This is a genomic window from Hyphomonas sp. UBA3195, from assembly GCF_002366485.1.
Lineage (GTDB): Bacteria > Pseudomonadota > Alphaproteobacteria > Caulobacterales > Hyphomonadaceae > Hyphomonas.
Window position 1 is genome coordinate 66882 of the sequence record NZ_DEXB01000033.1, and the last position, 21969, is coordinate 88850.

The window sequence follows — 21969 nt, forward strand, 5'->3', positions numbered from 1 at the left end:
TATGAGACCCCACCCATGATTGCCGGTTACATCATCTCAATTTTCGTGCTGCTCGGCATGTCAGGCTTCTTTTCGGGGTCTGAGACGGCGCTGACGGCCGCGTCGCGTGCGCGCATGCACCAGCTTGAAAAGGATGGTGACAAGCGGGCCGAGACAGTGAATCGCCTGATCAGTAATCGCGAAAATCTGATTGGTGCGATCTTGTTGGGCAACAACCTGGTAAACATCCTCGCCTCGGTGCTTGCCACGTCGCTGTTTACCTCATTGTTCGGACCGGGCGGTGTCGCGCTGGTGCTGGCGACCGGCGTGATGACGATTCTGGTACTGGTGTTTGCCGAAGTCCTGCCGAAAACTTATGCGATCACGCGTCCCGACACTATGGCGATGAGCGTAGCGCGGCCGATCAGTGGTCTGGTTTGGGCTGTGGCGTGGATTGTGAAACTGATCCAATTTGTCGTCACCATCACATTGAAGATCCTCGGCCTTGGTGCGCCTGCTGAACTCGTCACGGCGGAACAGGAAATTCGCGGTGCGATTGACCTACACGCCTCCGAAGGAGGTGTCGGAGCTGAAGATCGTCTGCGACTGGTCGGGGCGCTCGATTTGAAGGAGCTGACCGTCGAAGACGTGATGATCCATCGGAAAAACATTCGCATGTTGAATGCGGATACTGAGCCTCGGCAGTTGGTAACCAAAGCGCTCGCCAGCCCGCATACGCGCCTACCGCTATACCGGGGCGAGAAGGAGGAGATTGTCGGCATTTTGCACGCAAAGGACCTGTTGCGGGCGGCGCTGCCGCTTGGCGGCGACCTGAGCGCGCTCGATCTCGACTCGATCTTGCGCAAGCCGTGGTTTGTGCCGGAGACAACACCAGTACAGGACCAACTCGACGCATTTCTTCAAAAACGGAGTCACTTCGCGTTGGTTGTTGACGAGTATGGCGAGCTTCAGGGGCTGATTACGCTGGAAGACATTCTGGAAGAGATCGTCGGTCATATCCATGACGAGCATGATGTGGCCGTTCAGGGTGTGCGTCCCCAGCCAAATGGATCAGTCAACGTGGATGGATGGGTACCTATTCGGGACCTGAACAGGGCGACAGGCTGGAACTTGCCAGATGAAGAAGCCGTAACCGTTGCAGGCTTGGTCATTCACGAGGCGCAGACCATTCCCGAGCCTGGACAGAGCTTTGTCTTTCACGGGTATCGCTTCAACATACTCAGGCGTCAGCGAAACCAGGTCACTGGCCTGAACATATCAGAGGCCGAGACGGCCTGATTTCGGCTCTCGGCTGGCCATATGCATCTGCGGCGACGGATCTTCGTCGCAGCCATTGGCCTTCAGCCAGTTCTTCTCGGTGAGCGTCACGATGTGGGCGGAGTCTGGATCGGGATTGTCCATGGCGATAACAGCCCACTCGCCGCTGAGCGTTGGGACGTCATGGGACACCGGAACGAAGACTATCTCTCTATCCTGAGTGCAAACCGTGTCGCGAATCCAGTGCATCATGCCGAGATTCACCTTGTCGGAAGGTGTCTCCGCAATCGCTGAACCTGCAATCATTGCGCCTATTGCGGCGGCAGTCATGAGTTTCTGTACCATCACCCGTTCTCCTCGACGGCTGCGAAATTAATGATCGAGTCATATTTCGGTTCCGCGTGGAGTCGGATTTTTCAAGATTCATGCCGCTTTCGCGTGTAGGGCGAGTGCGTGCAAGCCGGAATCAAATTCGGACTGCAGCGTCAACATGATCGCGCGTTGGGCTTGGACGCGGGACAGACCTTCGAATGCCGAGGACGTGATTCGCACGGTGTAATGCGTCTCTCCACCAGGCGCGGCGCCTGCATGACCTGCATGTTTTTGGCTGTCATCGGTAATAATCAGCTCTACCGGGTGAAAAGCTTCAGTTAAAAGCTCACGAATTCGCGATAACCTGTCACTTGGCTGTGGCATCTTTAACCTGCACTCCCTATTATGCCGGGTCATGTCTGACGGTGACCCATTTTCCTATCGCGTTAAGTTCAAAGATATACGCATCAAGCCTCCTAAAGACGAGGCTTCCCGTGCGCGTGCGCAGAAGACTCGTGTCTGCGACCACAAGCAATGTGATCTTGAGGGGACCCATCCTGCGCCCAAGCGTCAGGGGAATGGTCGTCATTATTTCTGCCAGGCGCATGCAGCAGAGTACAATCGCAGCTTTGATTTCTTTGAAGGCATGTCGCAGGCCGAGGCCGCTTCGTTCGCCCGGTCTGAGCGGTATGGTCACAAGCGCACCTGGAAATTTGGCACAGGTCCAATGCGCGGCGAAAAGGGACCTCAGAAGTTGGACCCGCGGCGCTGGGCAGGCAGCAAGTTCTTCAATGTTGATGATGTTGCGAGTGGCGAGTCGGCCTCGTCCGGCCACCGGAACACGCTGCAGAAGCGCGCCTTGAAGGAACTCGATCTCGAAACCGATGCAAAGCCAGCGGAGATTCGCGCGCGCTATGCAGAATATGTTCGCCGGTTCCACCCGGATTCGAACAAGGGCGACCGGTCATCAGAACACAAGCTCCAGCGCGTCCTTCGTGCCGGCAAGCTGCTGAAGGCCGCAGGCCTGATGAAGGGCTGACATGCACGATATCCTGGTGATCGGCGGCGGGATCAACGGAACCGGGATCGCGCGCGACGCTGCTGGTCGTGGGCTGGATGTGGTGCTCTGCGAAAAAGATGACCTTGCCCAGCATACATCGTCAGCCAGCACGAAGTTGATTCATGGCGGGCTGCGTTATCTGGAGCAGTATGATTTCGGTCTGGTGCGCAAGGCCCTGATCGAGCGCGAAATCCTGCTTAAGGCAGCGCCGCACATAATCTGGCCAATGCGGTTCGTCCTGCCGCACCACAAGGAACTTCGCCCTGCCTGGCTGATCCGACTTGGTCTGTTCATCTATGATCACCTTGGCGGACGCAAATTGTTGCCTGCAACCACAACGCTTCGGCGCAAATCGTCGGCCAGACTTGACTCGCTCAAGGAAGAATATCGGCTTGCTTTCGAGTATTCTGATTGCTGGGTCGAGGATTCGCGGCTTGTCGTGCTGAACGCCGTCGATGCGAAATCGCATGGTGCTGAAGTCATGACGCGTACCCGCTGTACGTCGCTTGTGCGCAGTGGTGACCATTGGGATGCAGTGCTGGAAAGTCCGAAAGGATCCGAGACCCGGTCATTCAGGGCGGTCGTCAATGCGGCAGGTGCCTGGGTCGACGATGTTCTGGGGCTCGACCATGGAAAGAAAAACGAGACCCACCTACGACTTGTAAAGGGTAGCCATATCATCGTGCCGCGCTGGCACGAAGGCGACTACGCCTACTTCTTCCAGAATGGTGATGGCCGAATCATGTTCGCGATTCCCTATGAGCGCGGCGCGTTCACACTGATCGGCACGACGGACGTTCCGTATGAAGCAAATCGCGACGAGGTGAAAATTACGCCTGATGAGATCGAGTATCTCTGCAAGGGCGCGAGCGAGTATTACAAGCGGGCCATCACTCCAGCAGATGTGGTGGCGACCTATTCCGGTGTGCGCCCACTATATGATGACCACGCTGCCAACGCCTCCAAAGTGACGCGCGACTATGTCCTGAAACTGGATGATGACGGCGGAGCGCCGGTCCTGTCAGTGTTTGGGGGCAAGATAACGACCTATCGGGAATTGGCTGAAGACGCGCTTCAGACACTGGATAAGGTTTTTCCGGAGGCAGGTGGTGAGTGGACACGCGACGCTGACCTTCCCGGCGGAGACATGCCTCGCGCGGATTTCGACGGTTTCTATGAAGGATTGCGGCAGGATTATCCCAAGCTGAGCGCTAACCTTCTGCAGCGTCTAGCACGCGCTTACGGCACCGACGCGCGGCGTTTGTTGGGGCAAGCCGAAACGGACGGCGATCTTGGCCGAATGTTTGGTGCGAGCCTGACCGAAACTGAGGCGCGCTACCTTGTTGAAGTAGAGTTTGCCCGAACCGCAGATGACATTCTGTGGCGTCGTTCCAAGCTGGGCCTGCACATGAGCGCGGCGGAGCGGGATGCGTTCGCGGGATGGATGGCGACTGAAATGGCAGTGAAGGCCTGACCGCTCTGACGCTGCGCTGCACAGGTTGATGGCATACCTGTATATTCTGCCATGCCGCGCTGTTTCGCCCGCCGTGCCTTGGTAGACAGGCGAACGGCTCTATGGTCAAAGGCGCCATCCGGATTATCGCGGCTGCGGTCGCTTTGAGAGAGACTGAAGATGACCAAAGGCTTGGTAACTGTTTTCGGCGGGTCGGGGTTTATTGGACGGTATGCCGCCCGTGAACTCGTCAAGAAGGGCTGGCGTGTGCGCGTTGCCTGTCGGCACGTGAACACTGCCGGGGATGTTCGTCTTGCGGGGCCTCCAGGCTGGGTCGATATTATTCAGGCCAATATCCGCAATCGAGAATCGATCGAGCGCGCGCTGGATGGCGCCGACGCTGTCGTGAATCTTGTTGGCATCATGTTTGAGAAAGGCGCTCAGACGTTTGAGTCGGCTCAGAGCGAAGGGGCTGGATTGCTGGCGCAAGTTGCCGCCGAAAAAGGCATTGCACGGTTTGTCCAAGTTTCAGCCATCGGCGCTGATGCCGATTCCTCGGCTGACTATGCACGCACAAAGGCAGAAGCTGAAGCCGCTGTTCGCGACGCCATTTCTACAGCGACCATTCTACGTCCATCCATTGTGTTTGCGTCGGAAGACGAGTTCTTCAACCGCTTTGCTGCGATGGCAACGTCCCCGTTGATGAGTGTATTGCCCCTGTTGCCGGCCATTGGCGGTGGATCGACTCGCTTCCAGCCGGTCTATGCCGGTGATGTGGCCGAGGCGATTGCTGTGGCGGTGGATGATGCGGCCACGGCAGGCAAGACTTACGAATTGGGCGGCCCCCGCATTTACACGTTCAATGAACTGTATGACGTGATCCTCGAGACGATTGACAAGCGCCGGTTCAAAATTCCGTTGCCGTTCTTCATCGCAAAGCCCGCGGGTTATCTCACAGCAGCTGTCTGGCGCTATATTCCGCCATTCTCGTGGGGCTTTCTCGGCGATCCGCCCCTCACAGGAGACCAGGTCGAGATGCTTAAATCCGACAATGTGGTCGCCGATGATGCGCTGACGCTGAAGGATCTTGGCGTCACGGAGCTGGAAACGGTTGAAGCGATCGTGCCTTCCTATCTCTGGCGGTTCCGCGACTATGGCGAGTTTCACAAGGCGTCCGAGGCCTAAGTCTAGAGTAGTCCGACGAGTGGTGATCCCAGTATCAGCACGGCGCCAAGTGCGAAGCGGTACAATACGAAGGGCAGAAAGCTCATTCGGCTGAGTAGCGACATCAGGAACCAGATGGACGCCAGCCCCGTGATGAAGGCGATGCTTGCCACAATGAGTCCATCCTTCAGGGTCAGCACGGTTTCGGTGGCATCGGCTGTCACCAATCCCATCGCTCCGTAAAGTCCGGCAGCGGCGAGGATTGGGGCGCCGATCAGCATTGAAAATCGCGCTGCCTCGGTGCGGTCATACCCGAATGCACGAGCGGCCGTCATCGTAATGCCGGAACGGCTGGTGCCTGGCAGGATTGCAGCGATCGCCTGGGTCGCGCCGATCAGGAAAGCATGCCACATCGTCATGTCTTCTTCCTTGCGATCGCGCGTACCTTTCACATCGGCCCACCAGAGCAGGGCGCCGAAGATGATCGTTGTGGCGGCGACGACATAGATGCTGCGCATGCTTTCCAGCATGCTGTCGGGCAGGAATTTTTCGTAGGCGAATGCGACTAGAACGGCGACCGGCGTTGCAACAATCACGGCGGCTGCAAGGCGAGCCCCTTTTGACAGTGGCGATTTTGATATTGGTGCGGCGACCAGTTCAAATCCTCCTGCAATGGCGCTGGTCACGTCCTTTCGGAAATAGATCAGCATCGCCAACAAGGTGCCGAGATTTGACACGGCATTGATCAATAACTCGTCGCCGGGGCTAGCTTCGAAGAATCCTGCGGCGAGCAGTACATGGCCGGAAGAGGACACGGGAAGCCATTCTGTCGTGCCCTGCAGCAGGGCGATAATGGCGAGCTGTAATAGGGACATCAGGCGAGCCTTACAGTTTCAACGCAATTCCCAACTATGGGAATTTACCAAAAAAGCCACCACTCGTATAAAGATCAATATGATATTGTTTTTCCGTATTGAGCCGCACAGACGGTAAAGCGGGCGGCCGAGTGCGGTTTATAAATATCATAGTGAGTTGTGAATGATCGAATGCGCTTGCGAGCTTGGAGTGAAAGTTCTAAGCACACACTTCTAATACCGGGAGCGCCGAAATGGCAGAAAAAATGCTGAAATTCATCAAAGTCGAGCGGAGCATGCCGTCAAAGCGGGATGCCTCGGACCGAAAAGACGATTTCAATGAAATCTATGCTGAGTTCAGCAAGGACAAGGCTGGTGAGCAAGCCGCGCGGTGTTCGCAGTGCGGCGTCCCATTCTGCCAACAGGGCTGCCCCCTTTCCAACAACATTCCTGATTGGTTGAAGCTCGCCGCCGAAGACCGGCTCGAAGAAGCATATCAGGTCTCGTCGGCGACCAATAACATGCCTGAGATTTGCGGCCGCATCTGTCCGCAGGATCGTCTGTGTGAGGGTATCTGCACCATCGAACAGTCGGGCCACGGCACAGTCACGATCGGATCTATTGAAAAGTATATCACTGACAATGCGTGGGATCAGGGATGGGTGAAGCCGATCACGCCCCCACGTGAACGCGCCCAATCTGCAGGCATTATTGGCGCGGGCCCTGCGGGCCTTGCTGCCGCTGAACAGCTCCGCCGAAAGGGCTATCAAGTCACGGTTTACGATGCTTATGACCGGGGGGGTGGCCTGTTGGTCTACGGAATCCCTGGCTTCAAGCTCGAGAAGGATGTGGTTGAGCGCCGTATCAAACGCTTGGAAGATTCCGGAATCCGGTTTGAGTTCAATACGCGGGTCGGCGAGACGGTGTCTCTCTCAACGCTGCGAGATCAGCACGACACGATCCTCATCGCGACAGGTGTCTACGCAGCAAAGGATCTGAAATGTCCGGGCAGCGGGGCCAAAGGCGTATTCCCTGCGCTGGAATACCTGACCGCTTCCAACCGCAAGAATTTTGGCGATGACGTGCCGGCCTATGATGACGGGACTTTGAACGCAGACGGAAAGCGCGTGGTTGTGATCGGTGGCGGCGACACTGCGATGGATTGCGTGCGAACGGCGATCCGTCAGGGCGCCAAGAGCGTATCTTGTGTGTATCGCCGTGACCGCGCGAACATGCCGGGCAGTCAGCGCGAAGTGACGAATGCCGAGGAAGAGGGTGTGACCTTTGAATGGCTGGCTTCGCCCGATGCCATTCTCGATACGAAAGCCGGCAAACTTAAAGCTGTTCGCGCGAGCCGGATGAAACTGGGCGAGCCCGATGCCTCCGGTCGTCAGTCTCCGGTCAAGACCGGGGAAACATTCGACATCAAGGCCGACATGGTCATCAAGGCGCTGGGCTTTGACCCGGAAGACCTGCCGGAATTGTTTGGCGAAGAAACCTTGACCGTAAACCGTTGGGGCGCGGTTCGGGTCGATTATGCAACAATGGAAACCAGCCTGCCCGGCGTTTATGCGGCAGGGGATATCGTTCGCGGCGCTTCGCTCGTTGTCTGGGCCATCAAGGATGGCCGGGACGCAGCAGAAGCCATGCACAAGGCGATGAGAGCACAAGAGCGCGCTTCTAAAGTAGCGGCGGAGTAGTCAGATGTCAGAATATGTAAAACAGTATGAGGCCAACCGTCAGAAGCTGATGGACGGCCACGCCTATGACCCCGAATATGAGCATGATGCTTGTGGTGTTGGCCTTGTCGCAGCGCTCGATGGCAAGCCGCGTCGCGAAATCGTGGAGATGGGGATCGAGGCATTGAAGAATGTCTGGCACAGGGGCGCTGTCGATGCGGATGGCAAGACCGGAGATGGCGCGGGTATTCGCGTGGAAGTGCCACAGGATTTCTTCCGTGAGCATGTCACTCGCACAGGCCACAATCCGACGGACGACCCAATCTGTGTGGGTCAGATATTCCTACCACGCACGGATTTTGCGGCTCAGGAAGCTGCGCGGACATTGGTTGAAACCGAGGTTCTGCATTTCGGGTTCTACATCTATGGCTGGCGCCAGCCCCCCGTGGATGTGACCGTGATAGGCCAGAAGGCCAAGGATACACGTCCGGCGATTGAGCAGATCATGTTCCGCGATGGTATAGGGCGCAGCCCGGAAGAGCTTGAACGTGCGCTCTATATCTGCCGCCGGCGGATCGAGCGTCGTGCACGTGAGGCCGCGATTCCATCCTTCTATGTATGTTCACTCAGCCATTCATCCCTGATCTACAAGGGCATGTTTCTGGCGCAGGACATAGACAATTTCTATCTGGACCTGAAGGACGAGCGTTTCGTCTCTGCATTCGCAATATATCACCAGCGGTATTCGACCAACACGTTCCCGCAATGGTCGCTGGCTCAGCCTTTCCGAATGATCGCGCACAATGGCGAGATCAATACGGTGCGTGGCAACAAGAACTGGATGAAGAGCCACGAAATCCGCATGGTATCCGAAGCCTTTGGCGAGCATGTTGATGATGTAAAGCCGGTGATCCCGGATGGCACGTCCGACTCTGGCGCCCTTGATTCTGTGTTCGAGATTCTTTGCAAGTCAGGCCGTTCGGCACCAATGGCCAAGGCCATGTTGATCCCGGAAGCCTGGTCGAAGCGGGATTCGGTCATGCCGACTGCTCACCAGGCGCTCTACGACTATTGTAACTCCGTGATGGAGCCTTGGGACGGACCGGCCGGAATCGCGGCCTATGATGGCCGTTGGGCCATAGCTGGGCTTGATCGAAACGGTTTGCGGCCGCTTCGTTATGCTCTGACGGCAGACGGTATTCTTGCGGTTGGGTCTGAGGCGGGTATGTGCCCGCTGGGCGATCATGAAGTCACCAAGCGCGGCCTGATCCAGGCTGGCGGCATGATCGCGGCTGATTTGAAGACCGGAAAGTTTTATGAGCATCGCGAGCTAATTGACCTGCTCGCCGGCAAGGCGCCATATGAAGAGTGGTTGCAGGCCGTGACCGAACTGGAGCCGGAAATCGGCCCGGGGCCTGAGCCTCTCATGTTCAACAAGGAAGATCTGCTGCGTCGTCAGACAGCCGCGGGTTATACACTTGAGACACTAGAATTGATCCTTTCTCCGATGGCCGAAGGTGGCAAGGAGGCCATTGGATCGATGGGCGACGACACTGCGACGGCCGTCTTGTCTTTCTCGTACCGCCCAATGAGCCACTTCTTCCGCCAGAATTTCAGTCAGGTCACAAACCCGCCGGTCGACCCGTTGCGTGAAGAGCGCGTAATGAGTCTCAAGACTCGGTTCAAAAACCTTGGAAACGTTCTCGATACCGACAAGTCCCAGCAGGAAGTATTCGTGCTGGAGAGCCCGGTCCTGACCAATGGGATGTATGACCGCCTGATCGATCGACTGGGTGTTGGCACTGCTGAGATTGACTGTACATTCAATGAAGCAGATGCGGCAGGTGATGGAGTTGCGCTCAAGAACGCGCTGGGTAGAATCCGTCAGGAGGCGGAAGATGCAGTACGCGAAGGCCGCGAGCACATAATTCTGACCGATCAGTATCAGTCTGCGAACAAGATTGCGATTCCGATGATCCTGGCCACTGGTGCGGTTCACTCGCACCTTGTGGCGCAAGGTTTGCGTACGTTCTGTTCCATCACGGTTCGGTCGGCCGAATGCCTCGACACGCACTATTTTGCCGTACTCATCGGTGTCGGTGCGACGTGCGTGAATGCGTACCTGGCGCAAGACATCATTGCGGACCGGCAAGCCCGAGGGCTTTTCGGAGAGATGCCGCTCAATGAGTGTGTGTTGAATTTCAAAAAAGCGGTCGAAGCCGGCTTGTTGAAGATCATCTCAAAGATGGGAATTTCTGTAATTTCTTCCTATCGGGGTGGGTACAATTTCGAAGCGCTGGGCCTCTCGCGTGCGCTTGTCGCGGATTATTTCCCAGGCATGAACAGCCGCATTTCTGGCCTTGGTCTCGCTGGCCTCGAAGAAAACTCGCTTGTTCGCCATGAGGCCGCCTTCGATGAGGATGTCGTATCTCTGCCGGTAGGCGGGTTCTACCGCTTGAGAGCGTCCGAAGAACCACATGCGCTTGACGGTAATCTGATCCACACATTGCAAGCGGCATGTGATCGCGGCGATTATTCTATCTATCGCAAATATGTCGAAGCAGTGCATTCGCGCGATCCGATACAATTGCGTGACTTGCTCGATTTCAAGCCGGCTGGAGACCCCGTTCCAGTATCCGTCGTTCAGTCGATCAATGAGATCCGTAAGCGCTTCATTACGCCCGGCATGTCGCTCGGCGCGTTGAGCCCAGAAGCTCATGGCACGCTGAACGTGGCCATGAACCGGATCGGTGCAAAATCGGTATCGGGCGAAGGCGGCGAAGATCGCGCCCGGTTTCGTCCGCTGCCGAATGGCGACAATATGAACTCTGCCGTCAAGCAGGTGGCCTCTGGCCGCTTTGGTGTGACTGCGGAGTATCTGAACCAGTGTCGAGAGATTGAGATCAAGATCGCTCAGGGTGCAAAACCCGGCGAGGGCGGTCAGTTGCCCGGCTTCAAGGTGACAGAATTCATTGCCAAGCTGCGCCATGCAACGCCGGGTGTGATGCTGATCTCACCACCGCCACACCATGACATCTACTCGATCGAAGATCTTGCCCAGCTGATCTATGACTTGAAGCAGATTAATCCGGAGGCACGGGTTTGCGTGAAGCTTGTTGCCCAGTCCGGGGTCGGAACGGTTGCCGCTGGCGTGGCGAAGGCGAAGGCAGACGTCATACTGATTGCAGGCGGCGTGGGAGGAACGGGCGCGAGCCCACAGACTTCCATCAAATATGCGGGTCTGCCGTGGGAACTCGGTCTTGCCGAAGCGCACCAGATCCTGTCGTTGAACAATCTGCGCAACAAGGTAACCCTCCGCACCGATGGAGGCCTTCGTACGGGCCGCGATATTGTGATCGCTGCTATGCTGGGTGCGGAAGAGTACGGAATCGGCACAGCCTCGCTCGTGGCTATGGGCTGTATCATGGTGCGCCAGTGCCACTCGAACACCTGCCCTGTGGGGGTCTGTGTTCAGGACGAGGCGCTACGTGCTCACTTTACCGGATCGCCGGAAAAGGTCGTGAACCTGATGAGCTTCATAGCCGAGGACGTCCGGGAAATTCTTGCTTCACTCGGCCTGAAGTCGCTCGACGAAGCAATCGGGCGCACGGACTTGCTCGCTCAGGTAAGCCGTGGGTCGACACATCTCGATGATCTCGACCTGAACCCGCTGCTAGTCCAGGTCGATACCGAAAATCCGGTCATTTATCAGCCTGACCGTCGTGAAGAGGTTCCAGATACCCTAGACGCCCAGATTCTACGTGATGCCGAGCCGTTCTTCGAGCGCGGCGAGAAGATGCAGTTGGAATATGGTGTGCGTAACACGATGCGCGCGATCGGTGCACGGTCGAGTTCTGCGATCACGCGCAAGTTCGGCATGCAGGCACTGCCAGAGGGCCGCCTGCATATCCGGCTGGAAGGGTCCGCAGGGCAATCGTTAGGTGCGTTCTCGGTGCAGGGTCTTCTGCTGGAAGTCATCGGCGATGCCAATGATTATGTAGGTAAAGGCCTGTCGGGCGCTTCGATTGTCGTATCGCCACGGCCGAAAGAGCGTCATCGGGCGGGTGACGCTATCATCGGCAATACGTGTTTGTACGGCGCAACCGCGGGCAAGTTGTTCGCGGCGGGTACGGCGGGCGTGCGCTTCGCGGTTCGTAACTCCGGTGCTGTGACGGTGATTGAAGGGTGCGGCGCGAATGGCTGTGAGTACATGACGGGCGGGCGGGCTGTCATTCTCGGACCGGTCGGTGACAATTTCGGCGCGGGCATGACCGGCGGTACAGCCTATATCTGGGATCCGGAAAGCCAGTTCGAACGGGTGGCGAACCCGGATTCGATTGATTGGTATCCCCTCTCAGACATGCAGGCAGAGCACATTGCAGAAGCCAGGGCGCTGATCGAGGAGCACTTCAAGCGCACCAAGTCCCTTCGCGCGAAAGACATTCTCGAGAATTGGGAAACGTCCACCAGTGAGATGTTGATGATTGTGCCGAAAGAGATAGCCCACCTGTTGCTTGGTGATGCCAAGCCCAAGGGCAAGAAGGCAAAAGTGGCTGAGAAAGCCTGATGATGAATGGCCCCCGGATCGCTCCGGGGGCCATTCACATTATTGGGGTTTCTTGCGACGGATGCGTGGCCAGATCAGCTTCAGCCAAATCCAGAGGAAGGCTCCGATCAAGATCAGCCATGGCAGGCCGATCGCAAAGGCGGTGATCACGGCGGCCAGCGCACTGGAGAGGTTATAGAAGAAATCTCCGAACGCACTTCCGATCGGTGAGAGTGCGCCTTGCGAGACCGGATTGCGCTTGGTCTCGTAGTTCACGCTCAATTGGCTCATCTGAACCCGGAGCATCAAAGTCTTGAGCGATGATTTTAGCGAGTCGATCTCACCGTTGACCCGGGCAAGTTCCCGCTCCGTGGCCAATAGGTCTCCCAGTTCGCCGTCCCGGTTGGCGAGCAACTCCTCCAAACGCTTTTGAAGGGTTTGCTGAGCGTTCAGGCGGGCATCGGTGTCGATGATCGAAACGGTAAGGTCCTCGGCCGTCGTCTGGCGATTGGTAACGTCGCCATTGGCTTGCTCGGCGTCGGCGTCGACACCCTCCAGGAATGTCTCGATCCAATCTGGCGTTGCCCGAAGTTGGAGCGATGCGGAGGCTTCATCATCCGAGTAGGTGTTGAACCAGGAATTAGTGACGATACACACCGAGGGGCCAGCTTGGTTACAGGCGGCAACATGGCCCTGCATGACTGGCTCGATGGACTTCACTGGCAGCCGCAATCCGAGCGAGTGCGAATAGGCGATATATTGTTGCGCGGCCTCCTCGGTCGGCCCGCCGCCACCTCCTGATTTGGAAAACGAACCGTCCATTGCCACGTCCTGCTCCATCATCGGAGATGGGGCCGGGGGGGCGTTCATCATCGCGCGCTCAGCCGACTCGTTGCCAGGACCGCCACATGCCGCGAGCAAGACGGCAGCGGTCGCAATTGCTGGAATTTTGATGTTCATCTGTTCCCTCCACATCCACTATGACTTCCACATGAAACCTACAAAATGGCAAGATCACGTTGGAATTCGGGCGGATGATCAGGGCCGGAAACCTGTTCTCCGTTCGCCCGGCTCCAGTGTGCGCCAGGCGTGGTGGATGAAATCCACGAGGAGAGGACGGGTGTCCCGCGGGTCGATGATTTCCTCGGCATAGAAGGATTCTGCTGTCCTGAAGGGAGACCGGATCGCATCGAATTTCTTGTAGAGCTGGGCCTTCAGGGCCTCCGGATCCTCGGCCTCGGCCAGTTCCTTGCGGAAGGCGGCCTCGATGCCGCCGGCCATGGGCAGGCTGCCCCAGTCCCCACTCGGCCAGCAATAGCGCCATTTGGTCCGGCTCTGATTCATCATGGCGGACCCAGCCAGGCCATAGGCTTTGCGGATCACGACAGAACAGACCGGCACATCGGCCTGATAGATCGCCGTCATGGCGCGCACGCCCGCACGGGTCACACCGGCGGTCTCCGCCTTCACGCCAACCGCAAAGCCGGGACAGTCGACAAAGTGGACGACCGGCAAATGGAATTGCGAGCAGAGATCCATGTGGCGAGTGACCTTGTCGCAGACATCTGCGGTCCATGCGCCGTCCAGGAAGAAGGGATCACCTGCCAGGATTCCGACAGGATACCCATCCAGACGGGCGAACCCGCACACGATACCCCGGCCCCAATCATGTCCGATCTCGAAAAAGCTACCCGTATCTACACTTGCTTCAACAATCTTCCGCGGCTTGTACGGCGTCTTACCGTCTGTTGGCACAATAGAGAGCAGGCTCTCCTCCCGTCGCTCTGGCGAATCACCAGTCACGACTCGCTCCGGAAGTTCGTGCACCGATGATGGAAGGTAAGACAGGAAACGACGAGCTGTTTCGAATGCGTCCGCTTCGGTATCCACGACATTGTCGACTGTGCCATTCTGGCCCTGAATTTTCCAGCCGCCCAGTTCTTCCTTGGTGACATCTTCGCCAAGCGCGATGGCGACAGGCGGACCGGCCACGAAAACCTGGCTCAGCTCTTTGACCATGACAGAGAAATGGCTGGCGGCTACTCGCCCCGCGCCCATGCCCGCGCAGGGGCCAAGGGCCAATGATACGAAGGGCACTTGTGTCAGGCCGTGGGTAATCTCATTCCAGCCCGGTGTCTCCGGAATGTAGGTGCGCGGGTCTTTCTCCAGCATCTTGACCGAACCGCCGCCCCCAGTGCCGTCAATCATCTGAACGAGCGGCAGGCGGTACTCGGCCGCCATCTTGATGGCTTGAACCATTTTCTGCCAGATCGAAGCATCGGCTGCGCCGCCCCGAACAGTGAAATCGTCTGCCAGAATCACTGTCGATCTGCTATTCAACCGAGCCCGGCCCATAACTGAGTTCGAGGGCAGGAAACCGTCCAATTCGTCGTCGGCACCATAGGTTGCCTTGCCTGCGATCTTGCCGATTTCATGGAAGCTTCCGGGGTCTGCCAGGAAGGCGACGCGCTCTCTAACCGTCAGCTTTCCGCGGCCTTTCTGCCGGGACACCGGCTCCTCGCCGCCCATTTTTTCCGCCAATCGCTCTCGGCGACGCAATTCTTCGATCGATTTCTGCCAGCTCATGGCGCCCAATTTCCACGCTTCCGCTACGCGAGGTCAACACGCTTTTAAAAACCTGAGCGATTTGAGTAAGCTGCCACCCAACTGAACTAAATCAAGGTAATCTGGCCTCTGTGGGCTTGCATTCTGATAGAAGGAACGGCTTTATCGCCCAAAGTCCATTCAAGGAGGAATTCAATGGATCTCGCAGAACTCACAGCGAAAGCAGATTCGGCCGTCGAAGCCGGTGGCGACTTCACGAAGAAGGTGAAATTTGACTTCGGTGATGCAGGCAAGCTTTTCATCGACGGCGTTGCTGGCAAGGCTGACAATTCCGATTCCGATGCCGACGCGACCATCAAGGTCGACTGGGACGACTTCAAGAAGATTTCCGAAGGCGCCATGGACCCGACGATGGCCTTCATGCAGGGCAAGTTGAAGGTTGAAGGCGACATGTCTGTTGCCATGCAGCTGCAGAACCTGATGAAGAAGTTCAGCTAATTTCGCTGAATTGAACTTGATCTCTGAAGCCGTCCGGGGAAACCTTGGGCGGCTTCTTTCTTTTGAAGGTCCGATATGACGACGCGTCCCCACACACTGGACAGCTCCTTTGTGCTGATCCCGGGCAACCCGCCACCCGACGGGGCGGAAATACTCTGGTTCAAGGGGAGCGAAGGCCGCAATCTTCGCGCCTGCGTGGCCCCTGCGCTTTCAAAATCTGGTCCGCGTGGCACTGCGATAGTGTGTCCGGGCCGGACGGAGTTCATCGAGAAATACTTTGAGGTCGGACGAGAGCTGCAGACCATGGGGTTTGCCGTCGTGATTCTTGATTGGCCTGGGCAGGGCCTTTCGGAACGCCTTCTGGATGATACAAAGAAGGGCCATATTGATCGGTTCGAGACCTTTATGGGCGCGCTGGCCAATGGGTTGGACCAACTCCAGGACCGCCTGCCACGTCCGCATGTATCTCTCGCACATTCCATGGGAGGCGCCATCGCCTTGGCCGCCATCTCGCAAGGTCTCGTAAAAGTGGACGCTGCGGCATTTTGTGCGCCAATGTGGGGCCTGAAGTCTCGCTTCTTCGGGATGCGCTATCTCGTCTGGGCCATGCGCGCGACGGGGCGCGCGGGGGACTATGCCATCCAACCCGGTCCGCCAGAGACGTTTGAGACAAATATCGTCACGCATGACAAGCAGCGTTGGCAAATGCAGCGCGCGCTAATTGATGCGCAGCCTGACTTGGAGCTGGGCCCGGTGACATGGGGCTGGCTTGGTGCTTCACTCAGCATTGTTGATACGTTCAGTAAACCGAAGGCTCTCAAACAGGTCGCCATTCCCGTCTTTGTGGCATCTGCCGAGGAAGAGCAATTGGTCGACAATGCCGCACACGAAAAGATTTGCGCGCGGCTGCCTGATTGCGAACATGGGGTTATTGAAGGTGCCATGCATGAAATCCTGATGGAGACGGATACCCGCCGACAGGAATTCTGGGAGGGGTTTCAGCGATTGCTCAGGCGAGCCAACATATAAAAACGTAGCGAGGAAACACTATGCCAGTCCAATCCATGTCGCGCATCATTTCATACTGGGCAGCAAGACAGGCTGATCGGGTCGCAATCGATCATGAAGGACGGGCCATCACCTGGGGTGAGTTTGAAGAGCGTACCAACCGCCTCGCTCGGGCCTATTCCGAGCTAGGCGTACAACCAGATGATTTTGTTACCATCGCACTGCCGAATGGCATAGAATTCTTCGAAGCATGCTTTGCCGTCTGGAAGTTGGGGGCCACACCTCAACCCATATCTGCCAAATTGCCGAAATCCGAACGGGACCAGATTATTGATCTGGGCAAGCCGTCGCTGGTCGTTGGAGCCGAAACCGGCGCATTTGAACAGATAGTCTCTGTACCTCAGGGATTTGTACCTGGAGAACATTTGTCCGCAGAGCCCCTACCGGAGCTGACAGCGGCTTCCCTGAAAGCGATGACAAGTGGGGGGTCTACCGGACGGCCAAAGCTGATCGTCTCTGCTCAACCGGCGGCCTGGGATACTGATCTGCCATATCTGGAAATTCCGCAACAGGGCGCCATGCTGGTGCCGGGGCCACTCTATCATAACGGACCTTTTGTCTGGGCAATGATTGCGCTGTTTCGCGGCTGTACCGTGGCCATCACGACGCGCTTCGATGCCGAGCAGACTCTCGCGACTTTGGAGCGCCTGAAGATCAATATCGTCTATATGGTGCCGACTATGATGCGCCGCATCTGGGCGCTGCCTGAAGATGTACGGACAGGTTACGATCTGTCGAGCTTGCAGACGCTCTGGCATCTGGCCGCACCCTGCCCGGCCTGGCTGAAGGAATGCTTCATTGAGTGGCTCGGCGCGGAAGTGATCTGGGAGCTTTATGCCGGCACCGAAGGGCAGGGAACGACCATGATCCGCGGGGATGAATGGCTGACGCACAAAGGCTCTGTAGGCCGGCCTGTTGAGGCATGCGAAATCAAGATTGTCGGGGAGGCGGGCGAGACGCTTCCATCCGGCGAGGTCGGGGAAGTCTTCCTCAGGCCCCTGACGGGCCAGGGCACGACATATCGCTACATCGGCGCGGAAGCCAAATCCATCGAAGGCGGCTGGGAAAGTCTAGGCGATCTCGGGTGGATGGATGAAGAGGGATATCTCTACCTGACGGACAGGCTTTCCGACATGATCCTGTCTGGCGGCGCGAACATCTACCCCGCCGAAGTGGAAGCGGCGATTGATGCGTTTCCCGGAGTGCGGTCGTCTGCCGTGATCGGCTTGCCGGATGATGATATGGGCGCCCGGCTGCATGCGATCATCGATCGACCCGAAGGCTCAGTAGACGTCGAAGAGATGAATGCTCATCTCGCCGATCACCTGGTGCGCTACAAGATTCCAAAGAGTTTCGAGTTTGTGCCTGAACCCGTACGGGATGATGCGGGAAAAGTGAGAAGAAAGGCGCTGAGGGAAGCGCGGCTGCAATTGAGCGCCACCTAGTTTTCGCCTGTCGCTTGACTTCCCTAGCGGAGCCATAGCTCCCCTGTGGGAAACACAGGAGGAGACCACCATGAAAGTTGCTGCCGTCAAGAAGCCCGGCGGGCCGGGAAACCTGATCATAGAAGACCGCGCGGACCCCAAACCGGCCGTTGGGGAAATACTCGTTCGTATTCATGCGAGCAGCCTGAACTATCACGACTTCGTGGTGGTCATGGGCGGCATCCCTACAGATGACGGACGAATTCCCATGTCGGATGGAGCGGGTGAGGTCGTCGCAGTTGGCGAGGGTGTCACCAAATTCAAGCCTGGCGACAAGGTTGTGTCACTGTTCTTCCCCAACTGGCAGGCCGGCGAAATCGAAGCGGCTGGGTTCGCCAGTGTTCCGGGAGATGGCGCTGATGGCTTCGGCGCGGAACTCGTTGCCGCGCCAGAGACATCCTTCACGCGCATGCCTGAGGGATACTCTTATCAAGAGGCGGCAACGCTTCCCTGCGCGGCCTTGACGGCATGGCGCGCCCTGATGGTTGAGGCCAAGGTCAAGCCGGGTGACTGGGTGCTGACCCAAGGCACGGGCGGCGTATCCATTTTCGCCCTCCAATTTGCCAAGGCGGCTGGGTGCCGCGTGATCTCCACATCATCCTCTGATGAAAAGCTTCAGCGCGTGAAAGAACTGGGCGCAGATCATGTGATCAATTACAAGGACACGCCTGACTGGGGAAAGGCAGCCAAAGCCCTGACCGGAGGGCGAGGCGTGGACGAGGTTGTCGAGATTGGCGGGCCAGGCACATTGGCCCAGTCCATTACAGCGTCGCGTCCAGGGGGCCATATTTCCCTTATCGGTGTGCTGACGGGTGTGTCCGGGGAAGTCCCGACAGCGGCTCTGTTCTCACTGAACATTACGCTGTCGGGGATAACGGTCGGATCCCGCCGGCATCAGGAAGACATGATTGCCGCCATCGAGGCCAACGGCATCAAGCCCGTGCTGGACAAGGATTTCCCACTTTCCGAAATTGCTGCCGCCTTTGCCCATCAGGCCAGCCAGCAGCATTTCGGCAAGATTACATTGAGCCTCTAGGTGGCGATGTATTGCGCCCCGTTCACCGTCATGGTGGCGCCGGTGATGAAGGCAGCTTCGTCGCTGGCGAGATAGGCGCACATTGAGGCGATCTCTTCGGCCTTGCCAAGGCGGCCGACAGGGATCGTCGCAATGATTCCCTCAAGGACTTTTTCCGGAACAGCCTGCACCATCTCGGTGTCGATATAGCCTGGGCAGACCGTGTTGACGGTGATGCCTTTCTTTGCGCCTTCCTGGGCCAGTGCCTTGCTGAGGCCGATCAGGCCGGCCTTTGCGGCGGAATAGTTCGCCTGACCAAACTGGCCTTTCTGTCCATTGATGGAAGAGATGTTGATGACCCGGCCCCAGCCGCGCTCACGCATGCCCTCCCAGACCTGACGCGTTACATTGAACGCTGATGTCAGATCGATATCGATCACTTGCTGCCATTGCTCGCGCGTCATCTTGTGGAACGGTGCGTCGCGGGTAACACCGGCATTGTTGACCACGACGTCAACAGGACCGAGCTCTTTTTCGATCTGCGCCAGACCTTCCGTAACGGCATCATAATCTGCAACGTCGAACTTGTAGCAATTGATCCCGAGCTCTTTGGCGCATTCGTCGGCGGCCTGCTGGTTGCCGGCGAAATTGGCCGCAACCTTATAGCCCTTGTTTTTTAGTGTTTCACTGATTGCCCGCCCAATACCGCGCGTGCCTCCTGTGACCAGAGCAACTCTAGTCATAACGTGTTTCCTCCCGTTTTGTTTGACGGCAATCAGCTAGCCATTCTGTTGCATCGATAGCAATAGCACATTGGTCGCAGGGCAAATTTGTGTCAGACTTGTTGCATAGCACAATAATTGCTTCGCAAGTCGGAGAAGCAGAGGGCAGGACATGGCCAAGGGAAATGGATCAGACGATCTGATCATTATCAAGAAGTATGCAAACCGTCGTCTCTACGACACGTCGACATCGTCCTACGTGACGCTTGACCACCTTTCTGAACTCGTCCGGGAAGGGCGTGACTTTGAGGTGCGGGATGCAAAATCTGGGGCTGACCTGACCCGTCAGGTTCTGACGCAGATTATTTTCGAGAACGAAACAAAGGGCGAAGGCGCGCTGCCACTGAACTTCTTGCGCCAGTTGATCGGCTTTTATGGCGGCGGGGCCCAGACTTTCCTGCCCTCGTATCTGGAAATGTCCATGAACAGTTTTGCCGAAGCCCAGAAGGAGTGGCGCAAGGCTGCCAACCCCATGAGCATGTTCGAGCAACAGGCCAAGCGCAACATGTCGATGTTCGAAGAGGCGATGAAACTCTTCATGCCGACGCTGAAGAATGCGCAGTCCCGGAATGGCACACCTTCCATGAATCCGATGATGGAATACCAGGCGGAGGCGCTTTCCAACATGCAGGCCCAGATGGCCGCGATTCAGAAACAATTGTCAGACCTTTACGGAAAAGACTGACTTCCTCTCCAGCTCAAACGAAAAAGGGCCCGCCGGCTGGCAGGCCCTTATTTGTAACCGGCAGGACCGGTCTACATTTCCCCGACGCCAAAATCGCGGCGAGCAGAAACGATCGTGACGACAACACCTGCCAGAACGTCCAGCAAGGTCATCGACATCAGGATGAAGAAGGTCGATGTCGCAAAGTTTGGCAAGAGCAGGAACTGGATCAGGCAGACGATGAACAGGATCATCGAGACTGCGTGATTGATGATCGTGGACGTGCCTGTCGAGGTCGACTTCAGGATTTCCAGAAACAGGAAGACCACGGCCAGCAAGAGGATCGCATCCCCTTTGGTGAGGATCCAGTCGACGCCGGAAATCATCGGCAGACCGAGAAAACGGTCGTTCAACAATGACAGGATCGGCGCGGAATCCGCGCGAATGATCTCGCCGAATTCGTTTGCCATTTCGACTGAACCGCCAAAACCGATGGCCAGAAGATTATAGAGCGCTACCGGGATAACCAGCAGCGGGAAGATTCCGAAGATTGCGCGCATGAGATTCCCCTTCTCGGTTTTGCCGCCAGACCCGCCATTTTCTTGACGCTTCTGTTCCCGTCTTGCGATAGCCGCACCTGCGACGGCCAATTTTGTTTCGCGATCCATCGCGGACTTACCCGTCCTTTGTCTGCATTAAAATCACGTTTACCGTAATGATCCGTCAGATGCGAGGGACTTCTGTGAGGTTAAAACCGTTGGGTCAGGAAAACGCGAAATGTTGCGTCAGTCGATCCGGCGGTCAGTCCAACCAGGGCGCTGGTCCGCAAAGTCAGGGACTCATTCAGGGGAAGCGAGACAAAGGGGCCTGCCAGATGGCCCTGTTGTGACACGGGCAAGAGATCGTTTGCGGGGCCATAAGTGTTGTAAACTTCGGCGCCGATATCGACTCCGTCCTCCAGCCGCTGGCTGAGTTCCCCCCGTGTTTGCAGGAAGGTTCCAGATTCGCGACCTGATCCGGTCTGGATGCTTGCAATGATCGAAAACCGGGACCGCACTGTGTCGGTCAACTGCGCCTGATTCAGCCAGTGTAGCGCGACCTGGCCCGGGCGACCGCCATCCCGGAAGCGCGCGTCCAGCCGAAGACCGGATGCCCACCGCGCCCCGTCCGGGGTGATTTGCCAGCGCAACTCTCCCTGAACATAGTCGAGATCAACCGCGCGGGCCTCTGTCTTGCGTGCTCGGATCACGCCCCTCACGGCGACGCTCCCGGTCAGCGCGCGTTCAGCATGGATGCGCTGCGCGAGTCCCGACCTGTCCGGGTCATAAGCGGCCCGGTAACCGATCGAATGCGCGCCCTCCCTGATTTCAGGCGCGGAGATTCCACTTGTCAGCTGCGCGGCAGCAGGGCTGAGAAGCCAGACCATTGCGGGGCTCATGAGGATGAGGAGCAGGAAGCGCATCGCCCGTTTATGATGTAAATAAAAACGTCGTTAAAGATACGAAACTATGTATTTCGTTCCCTGCACTCCAAGCCGGACTGGCGCGAACCATCCGGGTATCTCGTAG

General features: G+C 57.3%; 19 protein-coding genes. 11 read left to right on the plus strand and 8 right to left on the minus strand.

From position 1 onward, the window contains the following. Nucleotides 1–15: 15 nt before the first annotated feature. On the plus strand, nt 16–1278 hold the full coding sequence (locus tag B2344_RS10385; protein ID WP_290480299.1) for an HlyC/CorC family transporter: 1263 nt from the start codon (nt 16–18) through the stop codon (nt 1276–1278). On the opposite strand, the gene B2344_RS10390 is transcribed toward B2344_RS10385, so the two are convergent. Then, nucleotides 1258–1602, minus strand: a complete 345-nt coding sequence (locus tag B2344_RS10390) for a hypothetical protein (RefSeq protein WP_290480300.1) — start codon at nt 1600–1602, stop codon at nt 1258–1260. The two genes, B2344_RS10385 and B2344_RS10390, sit on opposite strands and share 21 nt — an antisense overlap. Nucleotides 1603–1680: 78 nt before the next feature. Further along, a complete protein-coding gene (locus B2344_RS10395) occupies nt 1681–1986 on the minus strand; it encodes a BolA/IbaG family iron-sulfur metabolism protein (protein WP_349679793.1) in 306 nt (101 codons plus the stop codon). Between B2344_RS10395 and B2344_RS10400 the strand changes: the two genes are divergently transcribed. The 3 genes from B2344_RS10400 (at nt 1985) to B2344_RS10410 (ending at nt 5267) form a co-directional block, all read left to right on the plus strand. After that, entirely contained in the window at nt 1985–2608 is a 624-nt protein-coding gene (locus B2344_RS10400; protein WP_034812959.1) for a DnaJ domain-containing protein, read from the plus strand. The two genes, B2344_RS10395 and B2344_RS10400, sit on opposite strands and share 2 nt — an antisense overlap. Before the next feature lies 1 nt (nt 2609). Beyond that, nucleotides 2610–4103 (plus strand): glycerol-3-phosphate dehydrogenase, encoded by a 1494-nt coding sequence (locus B2344_RS10405; RefSeq protein ID WP_290485174.1) that lies wholly within the window; start codon nt 2610–2612, stop codon nt 4101–4103. Nucleotides 4104–4262: 159 nt separating this feature from the next. Beyond that, entirely contained in the window at nt 4263–5267 is a 1005-nt protein-coding gene (locus B2344_RS10410; protein ID WP_290485175.1) for a complex I NDUFA9 subunit family protein, read from the plus strand. 2 nt (nt 5268–5269) lie between these two features. Here B2344_RS10410 and B2344_RS10415 read toward each other — a convergent pair whose 3' ends face one another. Further along, nucleotides 5270–6121 carry an undecaprenyl-diphosphate phosphatase gene (locus B2344_RS10415; RefSeq protein ID WP_290485176.1) on the minus strand — a complete coding sequence of 284 codons (852 nt, stop codon included), beginning with the start codon at nt 6119–6121 and terminating at the stop codon, nt 5270–5272. A gap of 233 nt (nt 6122–6354) precedes the next feature. Here B2344_RS10415 and B2344_RS10420 point away from each other — a divergent pair, with 233 nt between their 5' ends. Together B2344_RS10420 and gltB are read left to right on the plus strand one after the other, a co-directional pair. Further along, complete coding sequence (locus B2344_RS10420; RefSeq protein ID WP_290482880.1) at nt 6355–7800, plus strand: NAD(P)-dependent oxidoreductase; 1446 nt, start codon at nt 6355–6357, stop codon at nt 7798–7800. Between the two features lie 4 nt (nt 7801–7804). Further along, entirely contained in the window at nt 7805–12346 is a 4542-nt protein-coding gene (gltB, locus tag B2344_RS10425; protein ID WP_290485177.1) for a glutamate synthase large subunit, read from the plus strand. A 39-nt stretch (nt 12347–12385) separates the two neighbouring features. Here the strand turns inward: gltB and B2344_RS10430 are convergent, their stop codons facing one another. Next, nucleotides 12386–13285, minus strand: coding sequence for a DUF4349 domain-containing protein (locus B2344_RS10430; RefSeq protein ID WP_290482878.1), 900 nt, complete (start codon nt 13283–13285; stop codon nt 12386–12388). Nucleotides 13286–13363: 78 nt separating this feature from the next. Beyond that, nucleotides 13364–14911, minus strand: coding sequence for an acyl-CoA carboxylase subunit beta (locus B2344_RS10435; protein ID WP_290485178.1), 1548 nt, complete (start codon nt 14909–14911; stop codon nt 13364–13366). Between the two features lie 174 nt (nt 14912–15085). Here B2344_RS10435 and B2344_RS10440 point away from each other — a divergent pair, with 174 nt between their 5' ends. The 4 genes from B2344_RS10440 (at nt 15086) to B2344_RS10455 (ending at nt 18976) form a co-directional block, all read left to right on the plus strand. Beyond that, nucleotides 15086–15388 carry an SCP2 sterol-binding domain-containing protein gene (locus B2344_RS10440; RefSeq protein WP_034812976.1) on the plus strand — a complete coding sequence of 101 codons (303 nt, stop codon included), beginning with the start codon at nt 15086–15088 and terminating at the stop codon, nt 15386–15388. A gap of 75 nt (nt 15389–15463) precedes the next feature. Next, nucleotides 15464–16417, plus strand: coding sequence for an alpha/beta fold hydrolase (locus B2344_RS10445; protein WP_290480307.1), 954 nt, complete (start codon nt 15464–15466; stop codon nt 16415–16417). Nucleotides 16418–16437: 20 nt separating this feature from the next. Beyond that, the gene (locus tag B2344_RS10450; protein WP_290485179.1) at nt 16438–17901 is read left to right on the plus strand and encodes an AMP-binding protein; all 1464 of its coding nucleotides are present in this window, start codon (nt 16438–16440) and stop codon (nt 17899–17901) included. Between the two features lie 70 nt (nt 17902–17971). After that, nucleotides 17972–18976 carry a zinc-dependent alcohol dehydrogenase family protein gene (locus B2344_RS10455; RefSeq protein WP_290482876.1) on the plus strand — a complete coding sequence of 335 codons (1005 nt, stop codon included), beginning with the start codon at nt 17972–17974 and terminating at the stop codon, nt 18974–18976. Here B2344_RS10455 and phbB read toward each other — a convergent pair. Further along, the gene (gene phbB / locus B2344_RS10460) at nt 18973–19698 is read right to left on the minus strand and encodes an acetoacetyl-CoA reductase (RefSeq protein WP_034812987.1); all 726 of its coding nucleotides are present in this window, start codon (nt 19696–19698) and stop codon (nt 18973–18975) included. The two genes, B2344_RS10455 and phbB, sit on opposite strands and share 4 nt — an antisense overlap. A gap of 151 nt (nt 19699–19849) precedes the next feature. On the opposite strand from phbB, the gene phaR reads away from it, so the two are divergent. Then, nucleotides 19850–20422, plus strand: a complete 573-nt coding sequence (gene phaR / locus B2344_RS10465; protein WP_206991777.1) for a polyhydroxyalkanoate synthesis repressor PhaR — start codon at nt 19850–19852, stop codon at nt 20420–20422. Nucleotides 20423–20493: 71 nt separating this feature from the next. On the opposite strand, the gene B2344_RS10470 is transcribed toward phaR, so the two are convergent. Continuing rightward, a complete protein-coding gene (locus B2344_RS10470) occupies nt 20494–20961 on the minus strand; it encodes a hypothetical protein (RefSeq protein WP_034813016.1) in 468 nt (155 codons plus the stop codon). 188 nt (nt 20962–21149) lie between these two features. Further along, complete coding sequence (locus tag B2344_RS10475; RefSeq protein ID WP_290485180.1) at nt 21150–21839, minus strand: hypothetical protein; 690 nt, start codon at nt 21837–21839, stop codon at nt 21150–21152. Between the last annotated feature and the right edge of the window lie 130 nt (nt 21840–21969).

What these genes read in the sequence shown, in the direction of transcription:
- B2344_RS10415 (WP_290485176.1), bottom strand. Translation starts at nt 6,121, where the DNA reads ATGTCCCTATTACAGCTCGCCATTATCGCCCTGCTGCAGGGCACGACA.
- B2344_RS10475 (WP_290485180.1), bottom strand. Translation starts at nt 21,839, where the DNA reads ATGAGCCCCGCAATGGTCTGGCTTCTCAGCCCTGCTGCCGCGCAGCTG.
- B2344_RS10450 (WP_290485179.1), top strand. Translation starts at nt 16,438, where the DNA reads ATGCCAGTCCAATCCATGTCGCGCATCATTTCATACTGGGCAGCAAGA.
- B2344_RS10390 (WP_290480300.1), bottom strand. Translation starts at nt 1,602, where the DNA reads ATGGTACAGAAACTCATGACTGCCGCCGCAATAGGCGCAATGATTGCA.
- phaR (WP_206991777.1), top strand. Translation starts at nt 19,850, where the DNA reads ATGGCCAAGGGAAATGGATCAGACGATCTGATCATTATCAAGAAGTAT.
- B2344_RS10405 (WP_290485174.1), top strand. Translation starts at nt 2,610, where the DNA reads ATGCACGATATCCTGGTGATCGGCGGCGGGATCAACGGAACCGGGATC.
- B2344_RS10435 (WP_290485178.1), bottom strand. Translation starts at nt 14,911, where the DNA reads ATGAGCTGGCAGAAATCGATCGAAGAATTGCGTCGCCGAGAGCGATTG.
- gltB (WP_290485177.1), top strand. Translation starts at nt 7,805, where the DNA reads ATGTCAGAATATGTAAAACAGTATGAGGCCAACCGTCAGAAGCTGATG.
- B2344_RS10385 (WP_290480299.1), top strand. Translation starts at nt 16, where the DNA reads ATGATTGCCGGTTACATCATCTCAATTTTCGTGCTGCTCGGCATGTCA.
- B2344_RS10420 (WP_290482880.1), top strand. Translation starts at nt 6,355, where the DNA reads ATGGCAGAAAAAATGCTGAAATTCATCAAAGTCGAGCGGAGCATGCCG.
- phbB (WP_034812987.1), bottom strand. Translation starts at nt 19,698, where the DNA reads ATGACTAGAGTTGCTCTGGTCACAGGAGGCACGCGCGGTATTGGGCGG.
- B2344_RS10395 (WP_349679793.1), bottom strand. Translation starts at nt 1,986, where the DNA reads ATGACCCGGCATAATAGGGAGTGCAGGTTAAAGATGCCACAGCCAAGT.
- B2344_RS10400 (WP_034812959.1), top strand. Translation starts at nt 1,985, where the DNA reads ATGTCTGACGGTGACCCATTTTCCTATCGCGTTAAGTTCAAAGATATA.
- B2344_RS10455 (WP_290482876.1), top strand. Translation starts at nt 17,972, where the DNA reads ATGAAAGTTGCTGCCGTCAAGAAGCCCGGCGGGCCGGGAAACCTGATC.
- B2344_RS10440 (WP_034812976.1), top strand. Translation starts at nt 15,086, where the DNA reads ATGGATCTCGCAGAACTCACAGCGAAAGCAGATTCGGCCGTCGAAGCC.
- B2344_RS10445 (WP_290480307.1), top strand. Translation starts at nt 15,464, where the DNA reads ATGACGACGCGTCCCCACACACTGGACAGCTCCTTTGTGCTGATCCCG.
- B2344_RS10430 (WP_290482878.1), bottom strand. Translation starts at nt 13,285, where the DNA reads ATGAACATCAAAATTCCAGCAATTGCGACCGCTGCCGTCTTGCTCGCG.
- B2344_RS10470 (WP_034813016.1), bottom strand. Translation starts at nt 20,961, where the DNA reads ATGCGCGCAATCTTCGGAATCTTCCCGCTGCTGGTTATCCCGGTAGCG.
- B2344_RS10410 (WP_290485175.1), top strand. Translation starts at nt 4,263, where the DNA reads ATGACCAAAGGCTTGGTAACTGTTTTCGGCGGGTCGGGGTTTATTGGA.